The sequence below is a fragment of the Bacillus sp. 22446 genome, from assembly GCF_052044955.1.
Classification (GTDB): Bacteria; Bacillota; Bacilli; order Bacillales; family Bacillaceae; genus Bacillus; species Bacillus altitudinis.
Window position 1 is genome coordinate 1 of record NZ_JBQEOD010000005.1, and the last position, 24,098, is coordinate 24,098.

At 42.1% G+C, this 24,098-nt stretch carries 26 protein-coding genes; 19 read left to right on the forward strand and 7 right to left on the reverse strand.

What is annotated here, in order from left to right:
• The first annotated feature begins 350 nt into the window (after positions 1-350).
• The 7 genes from ACTJJD_RS11470 (at position 351) to ACTJJD_RS11500 (ending at position 6,771) form a co-directional block, all read left to right on the forward strand.
• On the forward strand, positions 351-1,262 hold the full coding sequence (locus ACTJJD_RS11470; protein WP_440147895.1) for an alpha/beta hydrolase: 912 nt from the start codon (positions 351-353) through the stop codon (positions 1,260-1,262).
• Positions 1,263-1,332: 70 nt separating this feature from the next.
• Positions 1,333-2,235, forward strand: a complete 903-nt coding sequence (locus ACTJJD_RS11475) for an alpha/beta hydrolase (protein WP_284565175.1) — start codon at positions 1,333-1,335, stop codon at positions 2,233-2,235.
• A 139-nt stretch (positions 2,236-2,374) separates the two neighbouring features.
• Complete coding sequence (locus tag ACTJJD_RS11480) at positions 2,375-3,328, forward strand: ABC transporter substrate-binding protein (RefSeq protein ID WP_007500381.1); 954 nt, start codon at positions 2,375-2,377, stop codon at positions 3,326-3,328.
• A gap of 70 nt (positions 3,329-3,398) precedes the next feature.
• Complete coding sequence (locus ACTJJD_RS11485) at positions 3,399-4,415, forward strand: FecCD family ABC transporter permease (protein ID WP_007500383.1); 1,017 nt, start codon at positions 3,399-3,401, stop codon at positions 4,413-4,415.
• The gene (locus ACTJJD_RS11490; RefSeq protein ID WP_035389316.1) at positions 4,408-5,445 is read left to right on the forward strand and encodes a FecCD family ABC transporter permease; all 1,038 of its coding nucleotides are present in this window, start codon (positions 4,408-4,410) and stop codon (positions 5,443-5,445) included. Before ACTJJD_RS11485 ends, ACTJJD_RS11490 begins: the two co-directional genes overlap by 8 nt.
• 21 nt (positions 5,446-5,466) lie before the next feature.
• Positions 5,467-6,186: an IucA/IucC family C-terminal-domain containing protein gene (locus tag ACTJJD_RS11495; protein WP_019743812.1), complete on the forward strand. Its 720-nt coding sequence runs from the start codon at positions 5,467-5,469 to the stop codon at positions 6,184-6,186.
• A gap of 126 nt (positions 6,187-6,312) precedes the next feature.
• Complete coding sequence (locus ACTJJD_RS11500; RefSeq protein WP_249116284.1) at positions 6,313-6,771, forward strand: hypothetical protein; 459 nt, start codon at positions 6,313-6,315, stop codon at positions 6,769-6,771.
• A gap of 120 nt (positions 6,772-6,891) precedes the next feature.
• Here the strand turns inward: ACTJJD_RS11500 and ACTJJD_RS11505 are convergent, their stop codons facing one another.
• Complete coding sequence (locus tag ACTJJD_RS11505) at positions 6,892-7,770, reverse strand: endonuclease I family protein (RefSeq protein ID WP_268356786.1); 879 nt, start codon at positions 7,768-7,770, stop codon at positions 6,892-6,894.
• Positions 7,771-7,943: 173 nt separating this feature from the next.
• Between ACTJJD_RS11505 and ACTJJD_RS11510 the strand changes: the two genes are divergently transcribed.
• Entirely contained in the window at positions 7,944-9,179 is a 1,236-nt protein-coding gene (locus ACTJJD_RS11510; protein ID WP_440608420.1) for a pyridoxal-phosphate-dependent aminotransferase family protein, read from the forward strand.
• Between the two features lie 163 nt (positions 9,180-9,342).
• Entirely contained in the window at positions 9,343-10,536 is a 1,194-nt protein-coding gene (locus ACTJJD_RS11515) for an MFS transporter (RefSeq protein WP_440608421.1), read from the forward strand.
• A 48-nt stretch (positions 10,537-10,584) separates the two neighbouring features.
• Here ACTJJD_RS11515 and ACTJJD_RS11520 read toward each other — a convergent pair whose 3' ends face one another.
• A complete protein-coding gene (locus ACTJJD_RS11520; RefSeq protein ID WP_440608422.1) occupies positions 10,585-11,742 on the reverse strand; it encodes an oxalate decarboxylase family bicupin in 1,158 nt (385 codons plus the stop codon).
• A gap of 64 nt (positions 11,743-11,806) precedes the next feature.
• Entirely contained in the window at positions 11,807-12,979 is a 1,173-nt protein-coding gene (locus ACTJJD_RS11525) for a PucR family transcriptional regulator (RefSeq protein WP_440608423.1), read from the reverse strand.
• Positions 12,980-13,296: 317 nt separating this feature from the next.
• Between ACTJJD_RS11525 and ACTJJD_RS11530 the strand changes: the two genes are divergently transcribed.
• From ACTJJD_RS11530 to yunB, 4 genes are all read left to right on the forward strand, one after another.
• Positions 13,297-14,148: a DUF72 domain-containing protein gene (locus tag ACTJJD_RS11530; RefSeq protein ID WP_440608424.1), complete on the forward strand. Its 852-nt coding sequence runs from the start codon at positions 13,297-13,299 to the stop codon at positions 14,146-14,148.
• Positions 14,149-14,211: 63 nt separating this feature from the next.
• Positions 14,212-15,585 carry a bifunctional metallophosphatase/5'-nucleotidase gene (locus ACTJJD_RS11535; RefSeq protein WP_284565171.1) on the forward strand — a complete coding sequence of 458 codons (1,374 nt, stop codon included), beginning with the start codon at positions 14,212-14,214 and terminating at the stop codon, positions 15,583-15,585.
• Positions 15,586-15,652: 67 nt separating this feature from the next.
• Complete coding sequence (locus ACTJJD_RS11540; protein WP_007500404.1) at positions 15,653-15,958, forward strand: YunC family protein; 306 nt, start codon at positions 15,653-15,655, stop codon at positions 15,956-15,958.
• A gap of 69 nt (positions 15,959-16,027) precedes the next feature.
• On the forward strand, positions 16,028-16,798 hold the full coding sequence (yunB, locus tag ACTJJD_RS11545) for a sporulation protein YunB (protein WP_007500406.1): 771 nt from the start codon (positions 16,028-16,030) through the stop codon (positions 16,796-16,798).
• Positions 16,799-16,876: 78 nt separating this feature from the next.
• Here the strand turns inward: yunB and ACTJJD_RS11550 are convergent, their stop codons facing one another.
• A complete protein-coding gene (locus tag ACTJJD_RS11550; protein WP_335350429.1) occupies positions 16,877-17,341 on the reverse strand; it encodes a DUF2691 family protein in 465 nt (154 codons plus the stop codon).
• Between the two features lie 224 nt (positions 17,342-17,565).
• Between ACTJJD_RS11550 and ACTJJD_RS11555 the strand changes: the two genes are divergently transcribed.
• Positions 17,566-17,796: a hypothetical protein gene (locus ACTJJD_RS11555; RefSeq protein WP_440600105.1), complete on the forward strand. Its 231-nt coding sequence runs from the start codon at positions 17,566-17,568 to the stop codon at positions 17,794-17,796.
• A gap of 81 nt (positions 17,797-17,877) precedes the next feature.
• Here ACTJJD_RS11555 and ACTJJD_RS11560 read toward each other — a convergent pair whose 3' ends face one another.
• Positions 17,878-18,822: a M23 family metallopeptidase gene (locus ACTJJD_RS11560; protein WP_440600124.1), complete on the reverse strand. Its 945-nt coding sequence runs from the start codon at positions 18,820-18,822 to the stop codon at positions 17,878-17,880.
• Between the two features lie 323 nt (positions 18,823-19,145).
• Here ACTJJD_RS11560 and lipA point away from each other — a divergent pair, with 323 nt between their 5' ends.
• On the forward strand, positions 19,146-20,042 hold the full coding sequence (gene lipA / locus ACTJJD_RS11565) for a lipoyl synthase (protein ID WP_008360456.1): 897 nt from the start codon (positions 19,146-19,148) through the stop codon (positions 20,040-20,042).
• A 39-nt stretch (positions 20,043-20,081) separates the two neighbouring features.
• Here lipA and ACTJJD_RS11570 read toward each other — a convergent pair whose 3' ends face one another.
• Positions 20,082-20,717: a YhcN/YlaJ family sporulation lipoprotein gene (locus ACTJJD_RS11570; RefSeq protein ID WP_007500413.1), complete on the reverse strand. Its 636-nt coding sequence runs from the start codon at positions 20,715-20,717 to the stop codon at positions 20,082-20,084.
• A gap of 120 nt (positions 20,718-20,837) precedes the next feature.
• On the opposite strand from ACTJJD_RS11570, the gene ACTJJD_RS11575 reads away from it, so the two are divergent.
• From ACTJJD_RS11575 to ACTJJD_RS11585, 3 genes are read left to right on the forward strand one after another with little or no spacing between them, the layout of a single operon-like run.
• Positions 20,838-21,113 carry a YutD family protein gene (locus ACTJJD_RS11575; protein WP_440608425.1) on the forward strand — a complete coding sequence of 92 codons (276 nt, stop codon included), beginning with the start codon at positions 20,838-20,840 and terminating at the stop codon, positions 21,111-21,113.
• 19 nt (positions 21,114-21,132) lie between these two features.
• The gene (locus ACTJJD_RS11580) at positions 21,133-21,567 is read left to right on the forward strand and encodes a DUF86 domain-containing protein (RefSeq protein ID WP_024719757.1); all 435 of its coding nucleotides are present in this window, start codon (positions 21,133-21,135) and stop codon (positions 21,565-21,567) included.
• Between the two features lie 21 nt (positions 21,568-21,588).
• Positions 21,589-22,359: a TIGR01457 family HAD-type hydrolase gene (locus ACTJJD_RS11585; protein WP_008346835.1), complete on the forward strand. Its 771-nt coding sequence runs from the start codon at positions 21,589-21,591 to the stop codon at positions 22,357-22,359.
• Between the two features lie 42 nt (positions 22,360-22,401).
• Here ACTJJD_RS11585 and ACTJJD_RS11590 read toward each other — a convergent pair whose 3' ends face one another.
• Entirely contained in the window at positions 22,402-22,902 is a 501-nt protein-coding gene (locus tag ACTJJD_RS11590; protein ID WP_024719755.1) for a phosphatidylglycerophosphatase A family protein, read from the reverse strand.
• 113 nt (positions 22,903-23,015) lie between these two features.
• Here ACTJJD_RS11590 and yutH point away from each other — a divergent pair, with 113 nt between their 5' ends.
• Positions 23,016-24,056, forward strand: coding sequence for a spore coat putative kinase YutH (gene yutH, locus ACTJJD_RS11595; RefSeq protein WP_007500419.1), 1,041 nt, complete (start codon positions 23,016-23,018; stop codon positions 24,054-24,056).
• The last annotated feature ends 42 nt before the right edge of the window (positions 24,057-24,098 follow it).

Here is a 24,098-nt window from a genome sequence, read left to right on the forward strand (position 1 = left end):
AAAGGTTTTCTATCACGCTGAAAAGAAGACAAAGGGCTAAAATCAAGTTCATTTTAGCCCTTTGTCAACAATCTGGGACGAGTGGTCAACACTCGTCTTTTTTGTGTTTAAATGAACAGTTTTTGAATATGTGTTGATTAATGAACAATGATTGAAAGATTGACAATTGATGATGATGTATCTAGAAAATATAATATAAATAGACAGGTGTTCATAAATGAATAGATGTATAGAAAAAGGTCCAAAGCAGTTAACGGATTCACAAGTTCTTATGTTATGCTTTAGAAAAAGAGAAACCATTCTTTTCCTAGACATTGATTGTCATCATTCTATCTATAGGGGTCGATCGTATGCGAAGTATTCAAAGTTTGTTTGTTGAATGGTTACTTGTACTTACAAAGAAGAAACTGAATGTTGAGGGGTATTTAGAAGAACGAAGAATGGCGAATCAATTACCTTATGTGCTGCCTGAGAAGTTGAAAAAGAAATATCACATCACCAAAAGCAGCACGTTTTCAGTCGATACGTACATGTTGAAATCAGATGTGCAGCCAGATGATCATCAGGTGCTATTTTTACATGGAGGAGGCTATATTGAGCAGCCGCTCGTATGGCATTGGCGTTTCTTGGATCGATTGACGAAGCAATTAAATAGTACGGTGTATGTGCCAGTTTATCCTAAAGCACCGAATCATCAGTATATGGATGCAATCGAGAGTGTTCTCCCAGTTTACCAAGCTCTTTTAGAAAAAGGAACACCAGAAAAAATCGTCATCATGGGTGATTCTGCTGGAGGCGGTTTATCGCTCGCCTTTGCTCAATACTTAGCGAAAAAAGGTCTCCCGCAGCCTGGAAACATTCTTCTATTATCACCATGGCTTGATGTGACATTAAGTAATCCTGATATCGCTAAAATGGTTCCAAAAGAGCCAATGCTCAACCTAGATTTACTAATCGAATCGGGCAAAGCCTATGCAGGTGATACAGATGAAACACATCATTTGATCAGCCCGATCTATGGAGAAATCAAATCGTTAGGACGAATTTCTGTTTTTATTGGCACTCATGAATTCTTTCTCCCAGATGCCCGGAAATTCAAAGAGATGGCAGACAAGCAGGGTGTTCCCATCAACTATATCGAATACCCAAAAATGAATCACGTCTTTCCTGTCTTCCCTATTCCCGAAGCGAACCAAGCGTTAAAACAAATTGTCGCTATTATTGAGAGTAAGACGTTCCCTTTGAGGGATATGACAAAATAGGATGCGAACATGAGGATGGCCAGCAATGCTCTAGCCATTCTCGTGTCTAGTTGGGGGTCAAAAGTTAATTATGAACGAAACAGAACCGTTCTCATTTACAAGTATGCAGGAAGCAGCTCCTGTAGCTATTCCAGAAAGACAGTTCATTCAATCACATGACGGCATACGTCTTGCTTATTATCCGTTTTTATCAGAAACAAACACGCAGACCAATGTGATCATCATTCATGGCGGAGGCGCTCACAGCTTGGCTGGTTATGAGCATATTGCCTATACATTGCAACATGATTTTCACGTGAATGTGTTTCTGCTGGATTTGAGAGGCCACGGATATTCTGAAGGAAAGAAGGGGGATACACCCAAAGTCACTGACGTGTGGCAAGATATTTCGCAAGTTGTGGATGTCATCAAACAGCAGCACGAAGGCGCACTTTATCTTTGTGGTCATTCCTCTGGAGCTGGATTGCTGCTTCAATATCTATCTTGGGATGAAAAAAGAAAAGTAGACGGTTACTTTTTTATTGCTCCTGAATTTGGCTACAAATCTGACACAGCGAAGTCTAATCAAGTCCCTTTTGCCACAGTTCAAGTTTGGAAATTCGTGCTATCTGCGATGACAAAAGGAAGGCTGATGGGGCATTCAGAAGCTGTACGATTTCACTACCCAGCATGGGTGATTGCACAAGATCCACTTCTTTTAACAGGCATTACCATCAATATGTCTCTTGCCTTAACGCCATCTGCACCTCAAAAACAATTTGCAAGGCTGGACCAGCCTTATGGCATGTTTGTTGGAAGCGAGGATGAGTTATACGACGTAGACAAATTTCATCCATATCTGGCGCTTCCAAATCAGCAGGTGAAAAATCAATCTGTTTACCAAGTGATAGAAAACCATACTCATTTGTCCATTTTACTAGAATCGGGAAAAAAGATTGGGCGTACCATCCAAAAGTGGAAAAGTTCCAATTAACCTGAACAACTAGTCAACACTCTACCTTTTTCTTAAAAATTTACATTGACACCATCCTTTTCTATGATAAAATCATAGTGTGATAATGAGAATCGTTATCAAACGATATGACTACATATAGAATGGATAGGTGAGGTACATGTTCAAAAAGTCTTTTTGGTCGCTATTAGTTGTGCTCTCCATCGTATTACTTGCGGCTTGTGGCAGTAATAGCAGTGAAGGCAAGTCAGATAGTAATGAGAAAACAAGAACCGTTGAAAGCGCTATCGGTTCAACTGAAATTAAAGGATCGCCTAAACGTGTGGTGACGTTGTATCAAGGAGCAACAGATGCAGCCGTCGCTATGGGCATTAAACCAGTGGGTGTTGTAGAATCTTGGCTTGAAGCACCTACGTATAAATATTTAAGAGATGATTTAAAGGGTGTCAAAATTGTTGGGCAGGAAACACAACCAAACTTAGAAGAAATTGAAAAGCTGAAGCCAGATTTGATCATTGCATCAAAAATCCGTCACGAGCAAATTTTTGATCAGCTGAAAGAAATTGCTCCAACTGTTGCAACAGAAACAGTGTTCACTTTTAAAGACACAGTGAATTTAATGGGTGAAGCGTTAAACAAGCAAGACAAATCAAAAGAATTGCTGACGAAGTGGGATGACCGTGTCGCTGACTTCAAAGAAAAAGCAAAGAAAGACATTAAAAACTGGCCAATGAGTGTGTCTGTGGTGAACTTCCGTGCAGATCATGCAAGAATCTATCAAACTGGGTTTGCAGGTTCAATTTTAACAGAGCTAGGCTTTGAAGGTCCTAAAAATGTCAAAGATAAAAAGCAAGATATCATTACACTTACAGACAAAGAGAGCATTCCACAAATGGATGCAGATGTGATCTATTACTTCATGGATGATCAGGATAAAGCAGTTGAAAAAGCATATAAAGAGTGGACAAGTCATCCTTTATGGAAGCAGCTTGATGCAGTGAAAGCGAAACAAGTGCATAAAGTTGATGAAATCACTTGGAACATGGCTGGCGGTATCACCGCTGCAAACATGATGCTTGATGATATTTATGATCGTCTAGGGCTTGATAAATAAGTGTAGCAGAGGAGAAAATGTGAAAAACCATTTTCTCCTTTTTCCATAACAGATTGAAAGCGGGAATCAGATGAGAAGTTTATTAAAAAAGGATTCGAGCAAGGCACTGCTATTTGCTGGATTCATCGTGTTGATGTTGGTCTTTTTTATGCTCAGTATTTCTCTTGGGCAAACCTCAATTTCCCTCAAAGCCACCATCCATGCGTTTCTTCAGTTTGATGAGTCAGATCCAAACAGTGTGATTGTCATGACATCCAGATTATCAAGAGCTTTAATTGCGACGGTTGTTGGATCAAGTCTAGCGATTTCAGGTGCACTCATGCAGGCATTGACGAGAAATCCGCTGGCTGCACCAGATCTTTTAGGTATTAATGCAGGTGGACTCTTTTTTATTGTGATTTCGATTGTTTTCTTTTCTACCGAGTCGTTAACAGGTTATATGTGGACGGCCTTTTTAGGCGCTGCCATTGCAGGTATGCTTGTCTTTCTTCTAGGCTCCATTGGAAGAGACGGACTGACACCGGTCAAAATTGTACTCGCAGGTGCTGCGATATCTGCTCTGTTTGCGTCCTTTACTCAAGGACTTTTAATCGTGAATGAACAGTCCATTCAAAGCATCTTGTTCTGGATGGCTGGTTCAGTGTCAGGAAGAAGTATAGATATGCTGCTGCCTGTGTTGCCTTATATTCTTGGGGCGACTGTGGTGGCGCTGCTTCTTGGCCGCTCGATCAATGTCCTTTTATCGGGTGATGATATTGCGAAAGGGCTTGGCCAGCGTACGCTTCTTTTGAAGATGACGATGGGGGTACTTGTCGTCTTTTTAGCAGGAGGTTCCGTCGCTGTTGCAGGATCCATTGGATTTGTTGGTTTTCTTGTGCCGCATATTGTGAAAAAGCTCGTTGGACCTGACCACCGCTGGGTACTGCCGTATTGTGCCGTTGTAGGGGCGTCGCTTTTACTTGTCGCAGACCTTGCCGCTCGTTTTCTGATCATGCCGCAGGAAGTACCGATTGGTGTCATGACGGCGGTAGCAGGAGCGCCTCTATTTGTTTATCTCGTGCGCAAGGGGTTGAAGACAGGTGGCTAAAACATATACAGTGCGTTCAAAGGGCGGACGCATTTCATTTCAATTTTCAAAGCGGACGTTTTTGATTTTACTATTATTGACAGGTATTGCCTTTGGTTTATTTATTCTGAGCCTTTGTATGGGCAGCCGATTTATTCCGCCTACGGATGTGCTGCTGCATATCTTCGGACAAGGCGAGGGAAATACGTTTGTATTAAATACGTTGAGGATTCCAAGGACCCTGCTTGCGGTTTTAGTGGGAGCGGCACTTGCGGTATCGGGGCTTATTTTACAAGGTCTCATTCGAAATCCGCTTGCATCGCCTGACATCATAGGAATTACGAGCGGTGCGTCGTTTGGCGCCATTATGTTCATCGTCTTTTGGATGGGCACTGTGCCTATTGCTTATCAGTCGTTGTGGGCCATTGCAGGCGCTTTTGCGGTATCATGCCTGATTTATTTGCTTTCATGGAAAAAAGGCGTCAAGCCAATCACGCTCGTCTTGATGGGGATTGGGATTTCCGCCATTATGAAGGCGTGTGTGACGTTTACTCTTGTGCTCAGCGATACGATGACCACGACCAAGTCATACATCTGGCTGACGGGCAGTTTATATGGTTCTACAATGAAGGACGTCATCGCAATGCTTCCTTGGGTATTGATGATTTTACCGATTGTCATGGTGCTGGCAAGAACGATGAATGTGAAGGAGCTTGGAGATGATCTTGCAACAGGTCTCGGTGTCAAGGTTCAGGCGAAGCGGTTATTCTTTCTACTGATGAGTGTGACATTAGCCGGTATTGCCGTTGCATTCGCAGGTGGTATTGAATTTGTTGGACTGATGGCGCCGCATGTTGCACGGATGATCATCGGTCGTTCCTTTATTGCGCTTGTTCCAGCATCTGCGCTTGTTGGAAGTATTCTCGTCATGCTGGCAGACTTAGTTGCGAGAACGGCTTTTCTCCCGTTAGATGTCCCGGCAGGTGTGTTTACGGCGGCAATTGGTGCACCGTTCTTTATTTATTTGTTATATCAACAACGAAATCGTTAAACGAAAGATGGGGGTTTTGATATGAAGCCAGAGTGGGTTGAGAGAGAATTACTTGATTTCGGGGTACACATCACAAATGGACCAATGACATCTGATCGCACACTTGCTGCGCTTTTTTCAGAAGCATCTATCAGACGTTTATTAGAAGCTGAAAAGGAAGCGATGCATGCACCGAATATAGCAGTGGCGGCGTCCATGTTTTCAAAACGCTATGCCTATTTAGCTGTTAGTTCTACTTTGTACTTGATGACGATGTATGATGCTGTCTACCGGTTTTCACCAGAGGCGTGTGTCTTTAGAGAAGATCGCAAAATTGAGCTAGATGAAACACTCTGTTCATTTGTTCAGTTAGAAGGAGATCGTCATGAGTGGAGAGAGCAGGTCGTCCGCATGCTATTTACGCAGTGTGTCACACCTCTTTTAGATGTATTGAAACGTACTTCAAGACTTCCGTATTCGATTTTATGGGAAAATGTAGCGGTACGTATCAATTCTCTTTACCGTAGCATGATGCGAGAAACGGAAGAGCCTAAAATGAAAGAGCGCGTACGGGAGGATTATTTGTTTCTGAAGAAGGCATCGGGTGATCTTTTCGGAGCGAAGCAAAATCCTTTTCAGCACAGCTTAAATTTAGAGGAAAGTTTGCTAGACACATCAAATCGAAAGACTTGCTGTATGTATTATAAGCTTGAGAAAAAATCAGAGAGCCTTGATTATTGTCTCGTCTGTCCGCTAAAGTAAAAAAACACCTTATGCAAGGTGTTTTTTTATTAGATTCGATTTTTCTTAAATATTTATACAGTAAATTTAAATATGATATTTATGTTATATTGTTTCATTATATAATCATTTATGGAAGGAACTGATATGAAAAAAATTATCATATATATCATCTTTATTTTCATCATCATCATTGGCTTGTTCTTCATTCAACCACTTAAAAACCACATCTCTTTTCTTAAAGTAAAAAGTACAAATCTTACTGAATTAAAGGTGGGAGAATTGAAGTTGGGATTAATAAAGAGAAACTATAGTGAAAACGAGTGGATTAAAACTTCAAATTCAAATTATTTCAAAGTGAATAATAGAAAAGAAATAGTGGCAATCTCTTTAGAAAATAATCAAAGTAATATAAACAACACAATAAATATTCATTCAACTAAAAAAGATATCTATAATTATCTAGGTGAAAACTATTATCGTAGAAATGACGATCAGGGATATGAAATTTTAGGCTATAAGGATTCAAAGCATGATATCAAAATAGAATTTTTCTGTTTAGATCGCAATGTAGAAAGAATTATTATTAGTAAATTGGGGGAATAAACATAACATAATGATCAGAATCTTTATAAGATGAGAAGTGTGTTTGATGTTGTATGATCATCTTTTATAGAGATAGTAATGGAAAGAGGCACTGCTTGCTCATAGCAGTGCCTCTCTTTTTTATTCCCAAATAGCGCTTACCCATTCAGGGTGATCAATAAAAGGATTGCGATTGTGCTGGTACGTTTGATAGATGATTTCGTTACGATTCCGTTCGATTTGATCGACTGGATCTTGCTTGTGCCATTTCAATAGGACAGACATTTTGCCGTGAAGAGGGGCGCTTCCATTATTCACTTTGTTGTTCAATTCTAAATCTGGGAAACGGTCATCGCCTTCATATCTGACGGCCATATAAAAGAGCATTCTTGCTACATCTCCTTTCACCCGGCTATGAGGTTCAAATGAGTCGCTGTCGTAGAAGTTGCCTGGCGCTCCCTTGTATTCATTTCCGCCTATATCAAAATCTAAATTTCCTCGTGTGCTATTCGTTTGTACGTCTGTTGCCCGAAGGTGATGGAGATCTGTACCAGGTCCCTGGCTCGTCCCAAAATTGCCGTGAGATTTAGCCCACACATGCTCCCGGTTCCACTGTCCCACGTTTCCTCCATTTGCTTGCTTTGACCTAGAGATACCGCTATAGAGCAAGAGCACATTGCTTGGATTTTTTGGATCTTCATCCGTTTTCTTTAATGCATCCCAAACCTGGCTGTAGGATAGCTGCGTATGATCATCAATAATATCGTGTAATGCTTTCTTAAGAGCAGGCCCAGATTTGCCAGCAGCAGATTGGTAGTAGGAATCAATTTGACTTGAAGCGGTTGTTTTCGCATGTTGAGCAGATGTTTCGGTTTGTAGCTGTAACGGGGAAAAGGTGATGGTTTGACTCGGTTCATTCAGTGTAAAGCCTTGAGCATTTGCAGCGGGAGGCAGCGGAGCGGCAAATGTACCGAAAATCATGATTCCGGCGGCCACAGTTCCAAATAAAGATCTTTTCATTCTATTTCCTCCTTCATAGGGAATGTATACTCTTTAGTTCTATCATATTGCCATAAAGAAATAAATGGATTTATCGTAAATTTTATGTAACCAATTCGTAAGAAAAGAGATTGCTATTTTATCAGCATTGCTGTATAAGTGGGCATATAAGGATGGACACAGCAAGGGAGAGGATGGATAACGTGAAAGAACTACACACACCTACTAGAACCATTATGACACCAGGACCTGTCGAAGTAGATCCGAGAGTCCTTCGAGTGATGAGTACACCAATTCTTGGTCAATTTGATCCTGCATTTACAGAGATCATGAATGAAACGATGACCTTATTACGATCACTTTTTCAAACAGAAAATGAATGGGCTTATCCAATTGATGGGACGTCCCGCTCAGGACTTGAAGCTGTGCTTGCCAGTGTGATCGAGCCCGGAGATGTGATGCTTGTTCCGGTCTTTGGACGCTTCGGTCATTTGCTGATTGAAATTGGACAGCGCTATGGTGCTGAGGTACATACAATGGAATGTGAATGGGGAACGGTTTTTAAGCAAGACGACATCATCGCAGAGATGCATCAAGTCAAGCCGAAAATTGTTGCGATGGTTCATGGTGAAACATCTACCGGAAGAATACAGCCGCTTGAGAAAATTGGTGAAGCATGCCGAGCGCTTGATGCGCTTTTTATTGTAGACGCTGTGGCGACAATTGGTGGTGTCGAGGTCAAGGTAGACGAATGGAAAATCGATGCGGCAATTGGGGGCTCGCAGAAATGCTTGTCTGTTCCATCAGGGATGTCACCGATCACATATAATGAACGAGTGGCAGACGTCGTACAATCGAGAAAGAAAGTAGAAAAAGGGATTGCAACACAGGATGAACTGCAAAAACAGGTAGACATTTCTCCAATCAAAAGCAATTACTTTGATCTAAGCCAGCTGCAAGATTATTGGAGCCCGAGGCGGTTAAATCATCATACAGAAGCGACAACGATGCTTTATGCACTGAGAGAAGGGGTTCGACTTGTGCTAGAAGAAGGTCTGGAGGAACGTTTTCAGCGCCACTTGTTTCATGAAAAGGCTTTAATGGCAGGATTTGAAGCGATGGGGCTTGAATTATTTGGTGATCCAGACTGCAAAATGCCGGTCGTGACGTGTATCGTCATTCCAAGTGATATCGACGGAGAAGCGGTCCGGGCTGATCTTCTTCATCATTTTGGAATTGAAATTGCGAGTTCATTTGGGCCGCTTGCAGGACGGATATGGAGAATTGGCTCAATGGGCTATAGCTGCCGAAAGGAAAATATTCTATTTGTTTTAGCAGGCCTTGAAGCCATCTTGATGAAATACGGCGCAGCCATCAATTGTGGCGCTGGGTTACAGGCGGCTCTTTCCATCTATGAACAAGCTGAATAAAAAAGGGATTCTCAAAATACTCGCCACCAGCGGGTATTTTTAATTTGGGAAAAAACGCTGTTTTTTGAAAAACTAGACTTATAGAGAACGATATCGCTATACTGAAGAAGTTCTTATCATTTTTGTCATCATTTTCATTTATTTTGAAGAAAGAGGTTTTAATATGAAAAAAATGGGCAGATTGTACATTTTGATGCTCAATATTTTTATTGCCATGCTTGGATTTGGTCTGATCGTTCCTGTCATGCCAAGTTATATTGAAGCCTTTGGCGCAACTGGGAAAACACTTGGTTTCCTCGTTGCTGCAACTGGCCTCACACAATTTGCTTTATCACCCGTCGCTGGAGCGCTGACTGATCGATTTGGACGCAGAAAATTGATTATTGCCGGGATTGCCGGCTTTACGATTGCCCAGTTTATTTTTGCATTTGCTGATCAGCTTTGGATGCTGTTTGTGTCTCGGTTTTTTGGTGGTGCTGCCGGAGCTTTACTCATGCCCGCCATGTTTGCATACATCGCTGATATCACAAGTGAGAAGGATCGAGGGAAAGGAATGGGGCTATTTAGTGCAGCAATGACGTTAGGCTTTGTCATTGGACCAGGCGTAGGCGGTTATTTGGTTGAGTTTGGGATTGCTTTTCCTTTCCTCATCGCTGGTTCCTTTGCAGCCCTGTCGACGCTGTTGTCTTTCTTGTTCTTACCTGAAACTTTAACAAAGGAAAAGCAGGAAGAAGCACGATTGAATAAAGAGCTTCATTTCAATCCTTTTACGCAGATGATTCAGGCTTTAAAAACACCATACGGTTTTTTGTTTATCTTGGCCTTTGTTTTGAATTTCGGAATCATTCATTTTGAATCGATCTTTGGCTTATATGTGGACCAAAAACATGGCTTTACACCGAAGGATATTGCATTTGTCATTACGGTAGCTGGACTTGCCGGTGTCATCGTTCAAGGGGCTTTAGTAAATACCTTTGTGAAACGATTTGGCGAAATGCGAGTCGTTCGTTATGCCCTTTTAGCTGCGGCATTTATGCTGATTGCCTGCCGCTTTGCCCCTTCCTTTTGGCTAATTTTTACGAGCTCCATTTTATTTTTATCGGCCACCTCGTTTGTTCGTCCAGCTCTCAATACATTACTTTCTAAAATGGCAGGGAATCAGCAGGGGGTAGCAGGCGGTCTCAATACATCCTTTATGAGCCTTGCGAATATCGTCGGGCCAAGTCTTGCGGGTATTTTATTTGATGTGAATATTGAGCTGCCATTTATGTTTGGAACGCTGGTGCTTTGTATGAGTTTCATTGCTTCTATTTTATGGGCGAAAAAAGCGCAGCAACATTCCCATGCCGTATCGTAAAGGCAGCATAGAAAAAACCGATCAGCACACATGGATCGGTTTTTTTTGTCATCGCTCATACTTCACGACTGGTGATTTTTCTTTATGCAGCGCATGAATCAATGCATCGTCTACATGCAAATGCTCCTTCACTAATTGAGGAGGGGTTAAGGCCATCCATTGGTTCAATGAAATATCAGCAAATCGATCGCTTTTAAACATTTCTAGAAACCAAAGGCTCGTTTGCCCAATATTTTGTATGTAATGCCCCATCCCGAAAGGAACATAACCAACATCACCTGCTCTGTAATTAAAGGTGCGAGCTGTCCCGCTTGCTCCAAAAACCGTCATTTTGGCTGTACCGGTTAAATAGTATTGCCACTCATCATTATTCGGGTGCCAGTGCATTTCTCTCATCCCGCCAGGTTTTACCTCTACAAGTGCAGCAGCAATGGTTTTAGATACTGGAAAATTGCGTGAGTCGACGATTCGCACGGTTCCCCCAGAGGTCACGATTGGTTTTTGACGAAGGAGCTGGTGGGTAAATGGCGGTTTGATGCCGCCGTATGGATCAGAGACTGTTTGGCTTTCAATGGATGCCGGTGAAGAGCCTTGAAACATATAGCGCTGTTTATGTGGAATGTGATCAAACAGCTTGATTGGCACGCCGAAATTAGCAGAAAGAATGTCTTTTGGTGTATGAGCAAACCAGTCTGTGATGGTGAACGTATCAAATTCAGAAAAAGCACCATCATCAAACACAAGGAGAAACTCACAGCCATCCTCAAGACCTTGAATGGAGTGCGGAATACCGGGCGGGAAATACCACAAGTCTCCTTCTTCTACATCAGCGATCATATTCCGTCCTTCTGCATCTACAGATGTGATCCGGGCTTTGCCTAAAATCATATATGCCCATTCCGCCTGCTTATGCCAATGAAGCTCACGAACACCTCCGCGCGTAAGCCGCATGTTCACACCAGCAATCGTTGTTGAAACAGGCAGCTCTCGCTCGGTAATTTCCCTCGACCAGCCGCCATGATTCAAGTGCATATGTGTATCAGAATATGAAAATTTTAAATTAGGAATCGTCCCCGCATCCGTTTTAGGGGGAACGAACATATCTGGGTTCTCCATATCGCGCAGAACGTCTCGCGGGCCTAAATCGGTTGCGCCGGCCCCATCGTCTCGAATCGGTTGCGGGATGTGACGAATCTCCTCATCCATTTGACACCACTCCTTGTCATTCACATTTCTCCTCCAAAATATATGAGGCGTAAGAAAAAAAGATTCAATTGGAATCGGATGAAAGGTGCTTTTGAATCCGCAAAGCTAATCGCAAGCGCAATGTTGCATCAGGATCTTTTAGGCTGATCTGGAGCAGTTCTTCACATTTCTCCAGTCGATATATCACGGTGTTGCGATGAACAGATAAACGTTTGGCTGTTTCTGAAATATGGCAATGTGTTTCGACATAAACAGATAAGGTGTGGAGAAGATTTGGATCGACTTGTGATTGTTCATATAATGGGTGGAGGTATCGCTCATAGAATGTTGTTAAATCTTTTGCTGGGATGAGCTTCAGTAAATCTGACACATCTTTTGCTTGATAGAACTGAATATATTCAGCTCGTAATGAGAGCTGGCCTGATTGCAGAGCATGGGCAGCTTCACTGAATCCTTTTGGCAGATCGGTGATAAGATAACCGCTTAAGCTTACACCAAAGGAAATGGTGGTATTCACATGCTGTTTAATAAGGATCTGCATTTGTTTTAAAAAAGAGCAGATCGATTTGTTCATTGCCAGCCAGCCGCCAGTCTCTTCTATAAGGAAGATGCCGATATCACCTTTGACAAAAAGAAAGGCGGGAAATGGACAGTGCGAAAGGGTGCTTTCAAGTAAAGCAAACACATCATCTACAAGGGTTTGCTGCTTAAGGAAACAAGTGAAATGACTGTTCTGATCAAGCTGACAGACGATACATAGATAGGGAATCGTTGTGTTTAATCCAAACATGCGTGCTAGGCGGGTGACATCTTGCTCTGAGGAAATCGTGCCCTCCATCCATTTGCGAAACCATTCATTTTTGGCTCGCTCTGTCGATTGCTTGATGGCATGTTGTTTGATGTGTGAAATGGATATGGCATGTGCAGCTTGTTCAATTATCAAATGCAGCCCCATGTCGTCTTGAGGATGAATGAAGGCTGGAACGACTAAATAATCATAAGCTTGTTCGTTTATATAGATAGGGAAAACAGAAACGCTTTCTTTTGAATGAACCATAGAAAAATAATGCTGCTGCGTACTGTGAAACAAGCGGAGCATTTGTATCCAATCTGGATTTGTCATACCTTGGGGTGAGGTGAAAAGAATACGTCCATACTGATTGATCAAATAGACAGGCTGATGAATTCTTTGGGCCACTTTTTGCAATGCTTCAACATGATGATCGACAATGTTCATATCCACTCATTCTCCTTTTTTTAGAGCTGAAGCCTTTGGTGAAGATGAATAAAAAAATGGACAATCGCTGTCAAAGTCTCTGATATCAATTTTATGTTATCAGCTCCATTCAATTTAGATAGAAAGTTGTGATGTAATATCACAAAAAAGATGGCAGGGCAAAATCACCTCACATCAGTCATCTTCATTCAGAAAAATGGGTAAATATGATATGTTGTAGACAGAAGAATTTCTTTCAGAAAGATGGGTATCCCAAGAAACAAAGACTTTCAATGGGAAAATCCGTTTAGACAAGCAAGTGGCAAGAGGTGAGATAGATGATTTATATCGGATTAACTGGCTGGGGCGATCATGACAGTCTGTACCCACCGAGAATCGGCAGCTCTCAAAAGCTGTTTCACTATGCATCAACGTTTCCCATTGTGGAACTGGATGCAAGCTTTTATGCTGTTCAGCCTGAGCGGAACCATGAAAAATGGATAAAAGATACGCCAGACGCCTTTCAATTTGTTGTGAAAGCATATCAAGGAATGACCGGGCATCAAAGAGGCGAGATCCCGTTTGCTTCAAAGGAAGAAATGTTTGACGCCTTTATTCTTTCACTGACTCCTCTCATTCGAGCAGGGAAACTGGCGATGGTTCTGTTTCAATTTCCACCATGGTTTGATTGCAAAAAGGAGCACGTCCACTATTTAAGATGGTGTAAGGAGAAGATGGGGGACATTCCTTGTGCACTCGAATTCCGAAACCGAACTTGGTTTTCAGACGAGTTTTATGAACAAACCTTATCCTTTATGGAGAAAGAAGGGTGGATTCATTCCGTCTGTGATGAACCGCAAGTCGGAGAAGGGTCTATACCGCCAGTCATAAAAGCCACACACCGTGACAAAACATTGGTCCGTTTCCACGGAAGAAATAAACAAGGCTGGCTTCACCCGGCAGATCATGAGAACTGGCGTGAAGTTCGTTACTTATATTTATATAATGAAGCTGAACTAAAGGAATGGAAAAAGAACCTCGACATCCTGCATCAACAATCGAAAGATGTATTTGTCGTATTTAATAATAACTCAGGCGGAGATGCGGCAGCGAATGGCCAGCAAATGATTGATTTGCTGGATTTGACGTATTCAAGCTTATCCCCGAAGCAGTTAGATTTATTTAGTTAAACGAGAGCTGTGGCTTTCAATTTGAACGATACGGTTCAGTGACAACTTGAGGGAGAGATCAACATGCTGCAGAAGCTATGGTTATATCATACAAACGACTTGCACAGCCACTTTGAAAACTGGCCAAAAATCGCAGCTTATATTGAAGAAAAGCGTCAAGTTCACGATCAGATGCTCTTATTTGATATTGGCGATCATATGGATCGAGTAAACCTTGTATCAGAAGCGGATTATGGAAAAGTGAATGTCAAACTTCTCAATCAGCTTGGCTATGATGGAGTCACAATTGGTAATAATGAAGGCATTACGTTGCCTCATGAGCAGCTCGACCAATTGTACAAAGACGCGCAATTCCCGGTGATTTTATCTAATTTATTTGAAAAAGGCAAAAGACCATCGTGGGCAAAGCCTTATGAAGTGATCACGTTTAACAATGGACTGAAGATCGCCGTCTTAGGGGTGACCATTGCGTATACACCTGTCTATGAAAAGCTGGGCTGGGACATTACAGACCCATTTGAGAGCATACGGGAGATGCTACAAGAAGTGAAAGGACAAGCCGATGTCATTGTTCTTCTTTCCCATCTAGGCATCATCCATGATCGAGAGGTAGCCCATGATTTCCCGGAAATCGACATCATCTTAGGCTCACATACGCATCATCTTTTAGAACAGGGCGAGATGGATAATGGCGTTCTTCTTGCATGTGCTGAAAAGTATGGGCATTATATTGGCTGTGTCGAGCTGACCATTGACACAGCGAGTAGCGAGCTCATCGAGAAAAAAGCGACGGTGCAATCAGTGGACCAGCTGATCAGTGAATCCGATGAAGCGATCACGACTTTACAGAAAGCAGAAAGACGAGCGAAGTCACTCATGCAGGAAAAAGTGACATCCATTAAATCAAAGCTCGAAACAAAGTGGTTTGATGATTCCCAGCTTCCGCAACTTTTAACAGATGCCATTAAAGAATGGTGCGAGGCAGATATCGGCATGATGAATGCTGGGATGGTGCTTGATTCATTAGAGGCTGGCATCGTCACAAGAGAAGACATTCACCGGATATGCCCGCATCCCATTAATCCAATCAGGGTGACACTTACTGGGAAGCAATTGGTCGAAACAGTGTCTCGTGGCTGTGAAGAAAAAATGGAACAGCTACGCATCAAAGGCTTTGGGTTCAGAGGAGAATTAATGGGAAAAATGCTATACAGCGGTTTGACTTATTCATTAGAAGAGGGCGAAGCCAAACGAGTAAAAGAGGTCTATGTAAACGGCGAGCTGATCCAAGAGGACGTGTCCTATACGGTTGGCACAGTGGATATGTATACACTTGGCTCTCTTTTTCCCCATATACGTGACCATGAACACATTGAATATTTCATGCCGGAATTTTTACGTGATGTCCTGAGCTGGCGATTGAAGGACGCAAAGTGAAATCCGCTCCAGCCTAACAACACTTGCCCTCCCTTCACATAGATTGTGTTGAAGGGAGTGAAGGGATATGGTGAATTTAACACCTATTACAATTGATGGCCATTCCTTTACAGCCGTCACCGTCAAACTGCCAAAGACCAATTTCATGGCAGTGACAAATGAGCATGGTTATATTATGTGCGGTGCACTTGATGTCGGGCTCCTAAATGAAAAGCTTGCAGATAGAGGAATCATCGCAGGAAGAGCAGTCGGTGTAAGAACTATCGAGCAATTGCTGGATGCACCTTTAGAATCTGTGACATATGCCGCTGAGTCGCTCGGCATTCATGCTGGCACAATTGGAAGAGATGCATTATTAAAAATGGTGAAATAAAATGAACAGATGATTCCTATCCCCCCGCCTGTCTGCATACACTTGTAATGGAGAAGGGGGGATTTTTTATTGAGATTGAACCGCCGTTATCGCCCCTATAAAAAGGGCCCTCTGCCATTTCGTTATGTCATGCTGCTTGCCATATTATTTTTTGTGCTCTCAACTGTCATTAGCCTATTCTTCATCAATCGTTCCATTAAACCAACGTTGATTCACATTGCTGAACTAGAAACAGAACGAATCGCCAATCATCTTATCCAATATTCTGTTCAGGATTTTGCAGATGATCAGGAGAATATGAAGGATATGGTTGTGATGAATACCAGTGAGAACGGAAAAGTGACAACTATCGACTTCAATGCGCAAGCAACATCGAAAGCAATGGCTGACCTGTCACGTCACCTTCAAAAAAATCTAGAGGACATTGAAAAGGGGAATTTTCAAAAAGAGGCAAAAGAAGCATTAAAGGATCAAACAGATGGACATGATGGCATTATATATAACATTCCGCTTGGGCAAGCGTCCGGAAATGCACTTATCGCCAACCTAGGACCAAAAGTGCCTGTACGATTCAGTGTCATTGGTGACCCGCATACGGACGTTGAAAAAAACATTAAGCCTTATGGCATCAACAATGCCTTGATTGATATTAGTGTGCTCATTGAGGTGAAAGTGAGAGTCATCATCCCATTCGCCTCAGAAACCATCGTCGTCAAAAATTCTGTGCCTGTCTCCATTCAAGCCGTTCAAGGAGATGTCCCAGATTATTATAATGGCAGCGGAACAAATTCAGGCGCTCCATCGATTGTTCTGCCAGAAAAAAAGGAGAAGAAAGAATAACAGCCCAATGGACGACTTGGGCTGTTTTTTTCATACGCTGTGATTGTATATAGTGTTTTTGTGATGAACGTTTTGTTGTTACGAAACAGACAGTCTTGTCCTTGCATCATTTTCATCGGTGATATAGGTCACGTCTTCAAATCCACATTCAACTGCATTCTTGTATAGCCATTCGAGTGTTCCCTTATTTTTGCAATAGATCGTGACATAGGAGCAATCGGCCACTAAAAGAACAAGCTCGCATTGGCTTTCAATAAATTCTTCATAGGTCTTAATATGAGACAATGTCCCTTTTGGATATGCTTGTAAATTGGCGAAAATCATATAATACGTCTTGTTTTCAATGAGGTGTTTGAGTTCTATACCGTCCATTTCTGTTTTACCTTCAGGAAAAAGTTCTTCATCTTTTTGGCCATCAACTAGTATATTCGAGTCTTCGGTATCGATTCGCCAGCTGAATTTGGTGATGTCGATCGGTTTTAGCACTTCTCCAAGGAAGACTCCGTATTCATTTGGAATGGTAAAGGTCATTCCTCTTTTCAAAAAACAACCCCCTAACTCTTTGTGAAGTAATCTTTCATTGGCTGCGATGCTTAGCCTTTTTTTATGTGATCTGTTCATCTTATCCTAATTAACCACTTGATTCCATACGGATCACGTGCCATGATAAATGTTCATTGTTTTCCTTTTCTGAATAGTGGAAGCTATCCTGAAGACTGATTTTTCACGATCGTCAGTTATGAAAGTGAGAGGAGGATTTGATTGATATGAAGAAAATTCAAGTAAGCGGGTTTTGTTTTTTGGTATTTGCCATTGTATTTAGTGCTAAATATATGTCAGCATCGATATTATTAGCTGGGAGTGACAGTTTGAGTGTCGACTTATTTAGAGGGATGTTTGACATGATTCCACTCGAAGTAACAGTTGTGTATCTCCTTTTTTTCATCATGGGTATTCTTTTTTTAGTTTTAGGATTGAAAGAGAAGCATAAGAAGTAACAGTAGACAAGTGATGACCGGGGAAATGTTGATACATATCAAAAGGAGAAGCAAGCGGTATCGCTAAACTTCTCCTTTGATTTAACGACGTTTCCGTTCGGCTCTTTCCCATGCCCTTAAATGAGGGTAAGGATCAAACGACCATTCAGTTCGTCCATTGTCTTTATACATGCCGTAATGAAGGTGTGGCGGAAATTTTCCTGCTGTGCCAGGTGGACCGTAACCGGAGCTTCCGACTGATCCAATGACTTGACCAGGTTCTACAATCTGCCCAGCTTTGAGTCCTTTTGCAAAGCCATTTAAGTGGGCAAAATAATGATAATGATTATGAATATCTCGAATGCCGATTCGCCAGCCGCCAAAGCGGTTCCAGCCTTTCATTTCAATCACGCCGTACGATGTCGCACGAACAGGAAGACCGTAATGAGCAAAAAGATCAGTGCCCTCATGAATTCTTCTGCCTCCAAAGCCTCTCGCATCACCCCATGTACTCCTGTAGCTGTAGTCAGCGCCAACCGGAAGAGGAAACGCATGCTTTCCGAGGTCAAGATGGCCGTAATGCTTATAGAGCTTCATAAAAGATGAAATGATTCCAACGGTTTGATCACGTCCGTAATAATCCCACAGCGCAATTTTTAATTGATCGATGCTGCTGCCGTAATGGAGCAAGTATTGAGCAAACGTGAACAAGACATCTTCATCGTTATCGATTTCCGCTTTTCCATCCCCATTACCATCAAGCCCAATACCGTCGAACACTTTAATACTTAATGGAGAGGTATCCTGCTTATTTGGATTTTCTGGTCCTATCCACATTTCCCGGGGAATGTAGATACCAATCACACCTGTTTGTTTGGGTAAATCTCTTCTGCTTTTGCGTATATTGTGTTCATACTGATCAACCGCAGCAAGTACATACCACGGGACCTGTGTGGTGATGGCGATCTTTTCATACAGTGCCATTCGCTGTTTTAATTCATCAGGCTGTTTGTTTGCCCCTTGTGCTTGGACTGATGCGGGAATCATTGAAAGAGCGATGATGATCGCTAAAACCACTTTCACAAACGTCCATCTCCTTTCTTCGAACATCTCTTCTACCGTTTAGTGTGGTTTGATCACGTTATTTCATAAGAAGAAAATGTTAGTAATTTTCTTCTGTTATTTTAGGAGTCTTTTGGGTATTTTTGCAGCTCATTCCCTTGTTGTTCAATCTGTACTATGTTAAAGTGTCTAAAGAAAAGGCCTTAGGCCGAAGATTCAATTTTTTGCGGCAATAGCTGCATCCATCGTATATAGCAGGAAGATGATTGTATATGCACCTTTAACGAATTCATATGGAGATGATGGAATTGGCAAAGAAGGAAGAGCACGTAAGAAAACCGGACTGGCTTAAAATTAAGCTGAATACGAATGAAAACTATACCGGTTTGAAAAAAATGATGCGGGAAAACAACCTGCATACCGTTTGTGAGGAAGCGAAATGTCCGAATATTCACGAATGCTGGGCAGTGAGAAGAACTGCTACATTTATGATCCTCGGATCTGTTTGTACGCGCGCATGCCGTTTCTGTGCGGTGAAAACCGGACTTCCTACTGAATTAGACTTGCAAGAGCCAGAACGCGTGGCAGATTCAGTGGCTTTGATGAATTTAAAGCACGCTGTGATAACAGCGGTTGCAAGGGATGACCAAAAAGATGGCGGAGCAGGCGTATTTGCTGAAACTGTTCGTGCCATTAGAAGAAAAAGTCCATTCACAACAATTGAAGTTCTCCCTTCAGACATGGGTGGCAATTATGATAATTTGAAAACGTTAATGGATACACGCCCTGATATTTTAAATCACAATATTGAAACAGTACGCAGGTTAACACCAAGAGTTCGTGCACGGGCTACATACGATCGTTCATTGGAATTCTTGCGTCGTGCAAAAGAAATGCAGCCTGACATTCCAACGAAATCAAGCATTATGATTGGACTTGGTGAAACGAAGGAAGAAATCATTGAAGTTATGGATGATCTTCTTGCCAATAACGTTGACATCATGGCAATTGGTCAGTATTTACAACCGTCGAAAAAGCATTTGAAAGTGCAAAAATACTACCATCCAGATGAGTTTGCAGAGCTGAAGGAAATTGCCATGTCAAAAGGCTTTAGCCACTGTGAAGCTGGACCGCTTGTCCGTTCTTCTTATCATGCAGACGAACAAGTAAACGAAGCGTCTAAGAAGCGTCAGGCGCAAGCATAACAAAGAAAACGCCAGAGCTCTCTGGCGTTTTTTCTCGTATTAATTTTGGCCGTAAGGTGCGTTTCGTCTCATGGTCCGATCGGAATTCGTCATGCCATTGGCATCTTCTTTCGTTGAAATATCTCCGCCTTGAGGAGAGTATTTCATTTGTTGAATCGTTTTTGTTAAAATTTGATCAAAATCACGTGAATTGGTTTGAAGACGTGAAAAATTGGCAATGGATTGAAAGTGCTCTGGGTTATCAGAGACGTACACATGATAATAACGAGGGAGAACAGAAACCGCTGTTTTTTTCACTTGATCGGCTGATTCATCTCGGTTTTTGTTGCCTGTTCGATACACAATGAGGGCATCCTCGTCTGTGACAAGTGTTGCTGCATCCTTTATATTTGGCAGCTGGATGGCTAAACTTGTAATCACGTGGGCAAGGTGCTCACGATTTAAAGCAGGGGTTCTTTCCTTTTGATCGGTTACTTGCTGGCGCTGATAACGAACATAGCCTGCTCGATTCGTATCTGCTTCTGGCATGTTGGAATTATTTCCTTCATGACGATCAGACAGGCGGATTGTCTTGCTGGAAGAATCTTCATCCACTTGCCGGTTCATGCCTGATTGAAAGCCGCACCCGCCTAAAAGCATGCATAGGAGAATAGTGGCTGTGAGTTGTTTCATCATAAATGTGACCTCCTTTTTTCTTTAGCTTCGGCTAAATCGGAAAAAACATGCTTTAGCAATTGATGGAGTTGTTCCAATGAATTATCATTAAAGATGGATCGTTTAAAAAGAGGTGAGAAGATGATCGTCATTCAGAATGCTACCTTTGATCTTGTCAGAGAAATCAAAGACGGCTTTGATGAGGAAGAGTTTAAAGCAAGGTACTCAGATATTTTAAATAAGTATGATTATATTGTGGGGGATTGGGGCTACAACCAGCTTAGGCTGAAGGGGTTTTTTGATGACCAAAACCAAAAGGCCACATTCGATACAAAAATCAGTACACTCGATGAATACATTTATGAATACTGTAATTTTGGCTGTGCCTATTTTGTCTTAAAGCGGATTAGAAAATAACGCAAAGGGGAGCGTCATGATGTATTTCGTAGACAGAAAGAAGATTGAAGAGACATTACGTTTTTTTGAGGAGCAATATGATTTGATGCGCAGTCATCAAACATGGTCAAGCCCTTTAGAAAAAAAAGCGCTGGAACGAATTGTTCATTTGCTCGTCGAATGTATTCTTGATACAGGAAATGATATGATTGACGGCTTTATCATGCGGGACCCGGGAAGCTATGACGACATCATGGATATTCTTGTGGACGAAAAGGTTGTACCAACAGAAGAAGGCACTCACCTGAAAAAACTGGTCTCGTGCCGTAAAACACTTGTTCAGCAATACCAAGAAGTGGTTCATCACGATTTGTTGCAGGTCATCAGTGAGGTAGAACAGGCGCTGCAAGTCTTCCCGAATCGAATTCGCACTTACTTGGAGCAGGAGCTTGGACCAGTATCAGCGTTTAAATAAACCATTGGAGTTGTATGCAGCATGAAATACAAAGGCTATTTAATTGATTTAGACGGGACGATGTATAAAGGAACAGAAAAGATTGAAGAGGCGGGGCAATTTGTTCACAAGTTAAATGAGTTGAACATCCCTTATTTGTTTGTCACGAATAACTCTTCACGCACGCCGAAGCAAGTAGCAGAGAAACTGGTTTCATTCGATATTCCAGCAACGGAAGAACAAGTCTTTACAACAAGTATGGCGACGGCAAACTATATCGCAGAACAAAAGAAAGATGCCTCGGTGTATGTGATCGGAGAAGAAGGCATTCAGCAGGCCATCGAAGAAAAAGGCTTGTCGTTTGGTCAAGAAGACGCTGATTTCGTTGTCGTTGGAATAGACCGCGGTATTACATATGAAAAACTAGCAGTAGGAGCCATTGCGATCCGTCAAGGTGCACAATTTGTTTCAACAAATGGAGATATTGCCATTCCGACAGAAAGAGGGCTGTTACCTGGAAATGGATCGTTAACATCTGTGCTGACGGTTACAACAACAGTGCAGCCAACATTTATCGGAAAGCCAGAGTCTATCATTATGGAACAGGCCATGCGGGTGCTCGGGACAGATGTGTCAGAGACGCTCATGGTGGGCGATAATTATGATACCGATATTATGGCAGGGATGAATGCAGGGATGGATACACTGCTTGTCCATACAGGCGTCACGACAAAAGAGCTGCTTCAGAAATATGACAAACAGCCAACCTATGTCATTGATTCATTATCTGAGTGGATTGAACGATTATCTTAATGAAAAGAGGACAAGCGTGAGACGCACGTCCTCTTTTGTGTTTTATTCTGCATTTCTCGCACTATGTGCCAGTCTGCTTGATGCTGCCGCAGCAATAGCACCGACAATGTCATCTAAAAAGGTGTGGCATTCGCCTGAGGATTTATCGTTGAGTTTCCCAAGAATCCCTGGTTTTTCTTTATCGATATATCCGTAATTCGTAAAGCCGATGGAGCCATAAATATTAACGATGGCAAAGGATAAAATCTCATCAACCCCATATAGACTTTCATCTGTTTCAAGAATAGATTGCAGCGGTTCTGTCAGCTTTTTTTGCTCAGCGAGAACATCTAGCTCAACGCCTGTTAAGATGGCATTTTGGACTTCACGTTTTGCGATGACACGTTCCACATTGTGGATGCACTCTGTCATGTCTAAACCAGGATGATATTTTTCCTGTAAAAAGAAGACAAGGTCTGCTATATCTTGAATGGTTACGCCTCGTTCTTGTAAACGGCGTCTTGCTGTTTTTTCTACTTCGTTCATCTCATGATGATGCGGCATGTTCCTCACCCAATCCTCGTAATTTGTCCACAACGTGTGAAAAAGCTTCGGATAGTAAATAGTATTCATAAATCCCTCAACCTGCGACTACGATATGATAAGTGACTGATTTTATGAACGCAGGTGAAATCATGAAAGAAACCATTTATCACACATTTGGTATTGATGTGCGTCAATTTATGCCATATGGCAGTTATCAGAGCTTTCAAACGGCGAAAGCTCTCTTCATCATTGTTCCCGTGTCTCATTTGCGAGAAGAAGAACTCACAGAGCTTTATCATATCAGTCAGTATTTACTGAATGACGGTGACCCATACGTTGCCGTGTTTGAATTAACAAACGAAGAGAAACCGACTTTTACCCATGGAAAAGAACTGTACGCTCTATTAAAGGCAGCACCGCGGGTTACAAGCCGCTCATTTCAGCACGCACCAGAGCTGGCGGCTTTTCATGTCAGAGGGAGAGGGTTTCCTTATGAGGTGTCTGAAACAAAACGTGTCGGAGCTTGGAAGGAATTATGGGCAAAACGGTTAGACCAGCTGGAAGGCTTTTGGATGCAGCAAATGCATCAAAAACCACTTGAACGATTTGAAAAGAAATTCATTGAATCCTTTCCGTATTATCTCGGATTAACGGAAAATGCCATTCAATATTTAGTGGATACAGAGCTTGATGATGAACCGAAAGAATGTGATTCAGGTACTGTTTGTCATCAGCGCTTTTCACGTATGACCTGGCCACACGAGCAGCCGCTTCGTTTACCTGTTGACTGGGTATTTGACCACCCAACAAGAGATATCGCGGAATATTTAAGAGAAACCTTTGTCCAGCATAAGGAGGATTTAATTGAAGAGGGATTCTCCTTTTTGCAGCAATATGAGCAGGTTACGCCTCTTTCATCGTTTTCAAAGCGACTGCTGTACAGCCGTCTTCTGTTTCCGCTTCATTATTTTGAAATTGTCGAAGGTTATTATATGTCAGGAGAAAATGAAAAATCTTATTATGAAGAACGATTAGATTACGTTTTAAATGATGCGAACCGCTACGAATATTTTCTCAAGGTGTTTCAAGAATTGAGTGCCATGCGCAGCGGTGGGCATCTCATTCCTCCTGTTGGATGGATTCATCAATCCGCTGATTTGAAGTTTCAGTGAACAGACGAAACGTCTCTTTTCTCTTGAGGCGTTTTTCGTTAT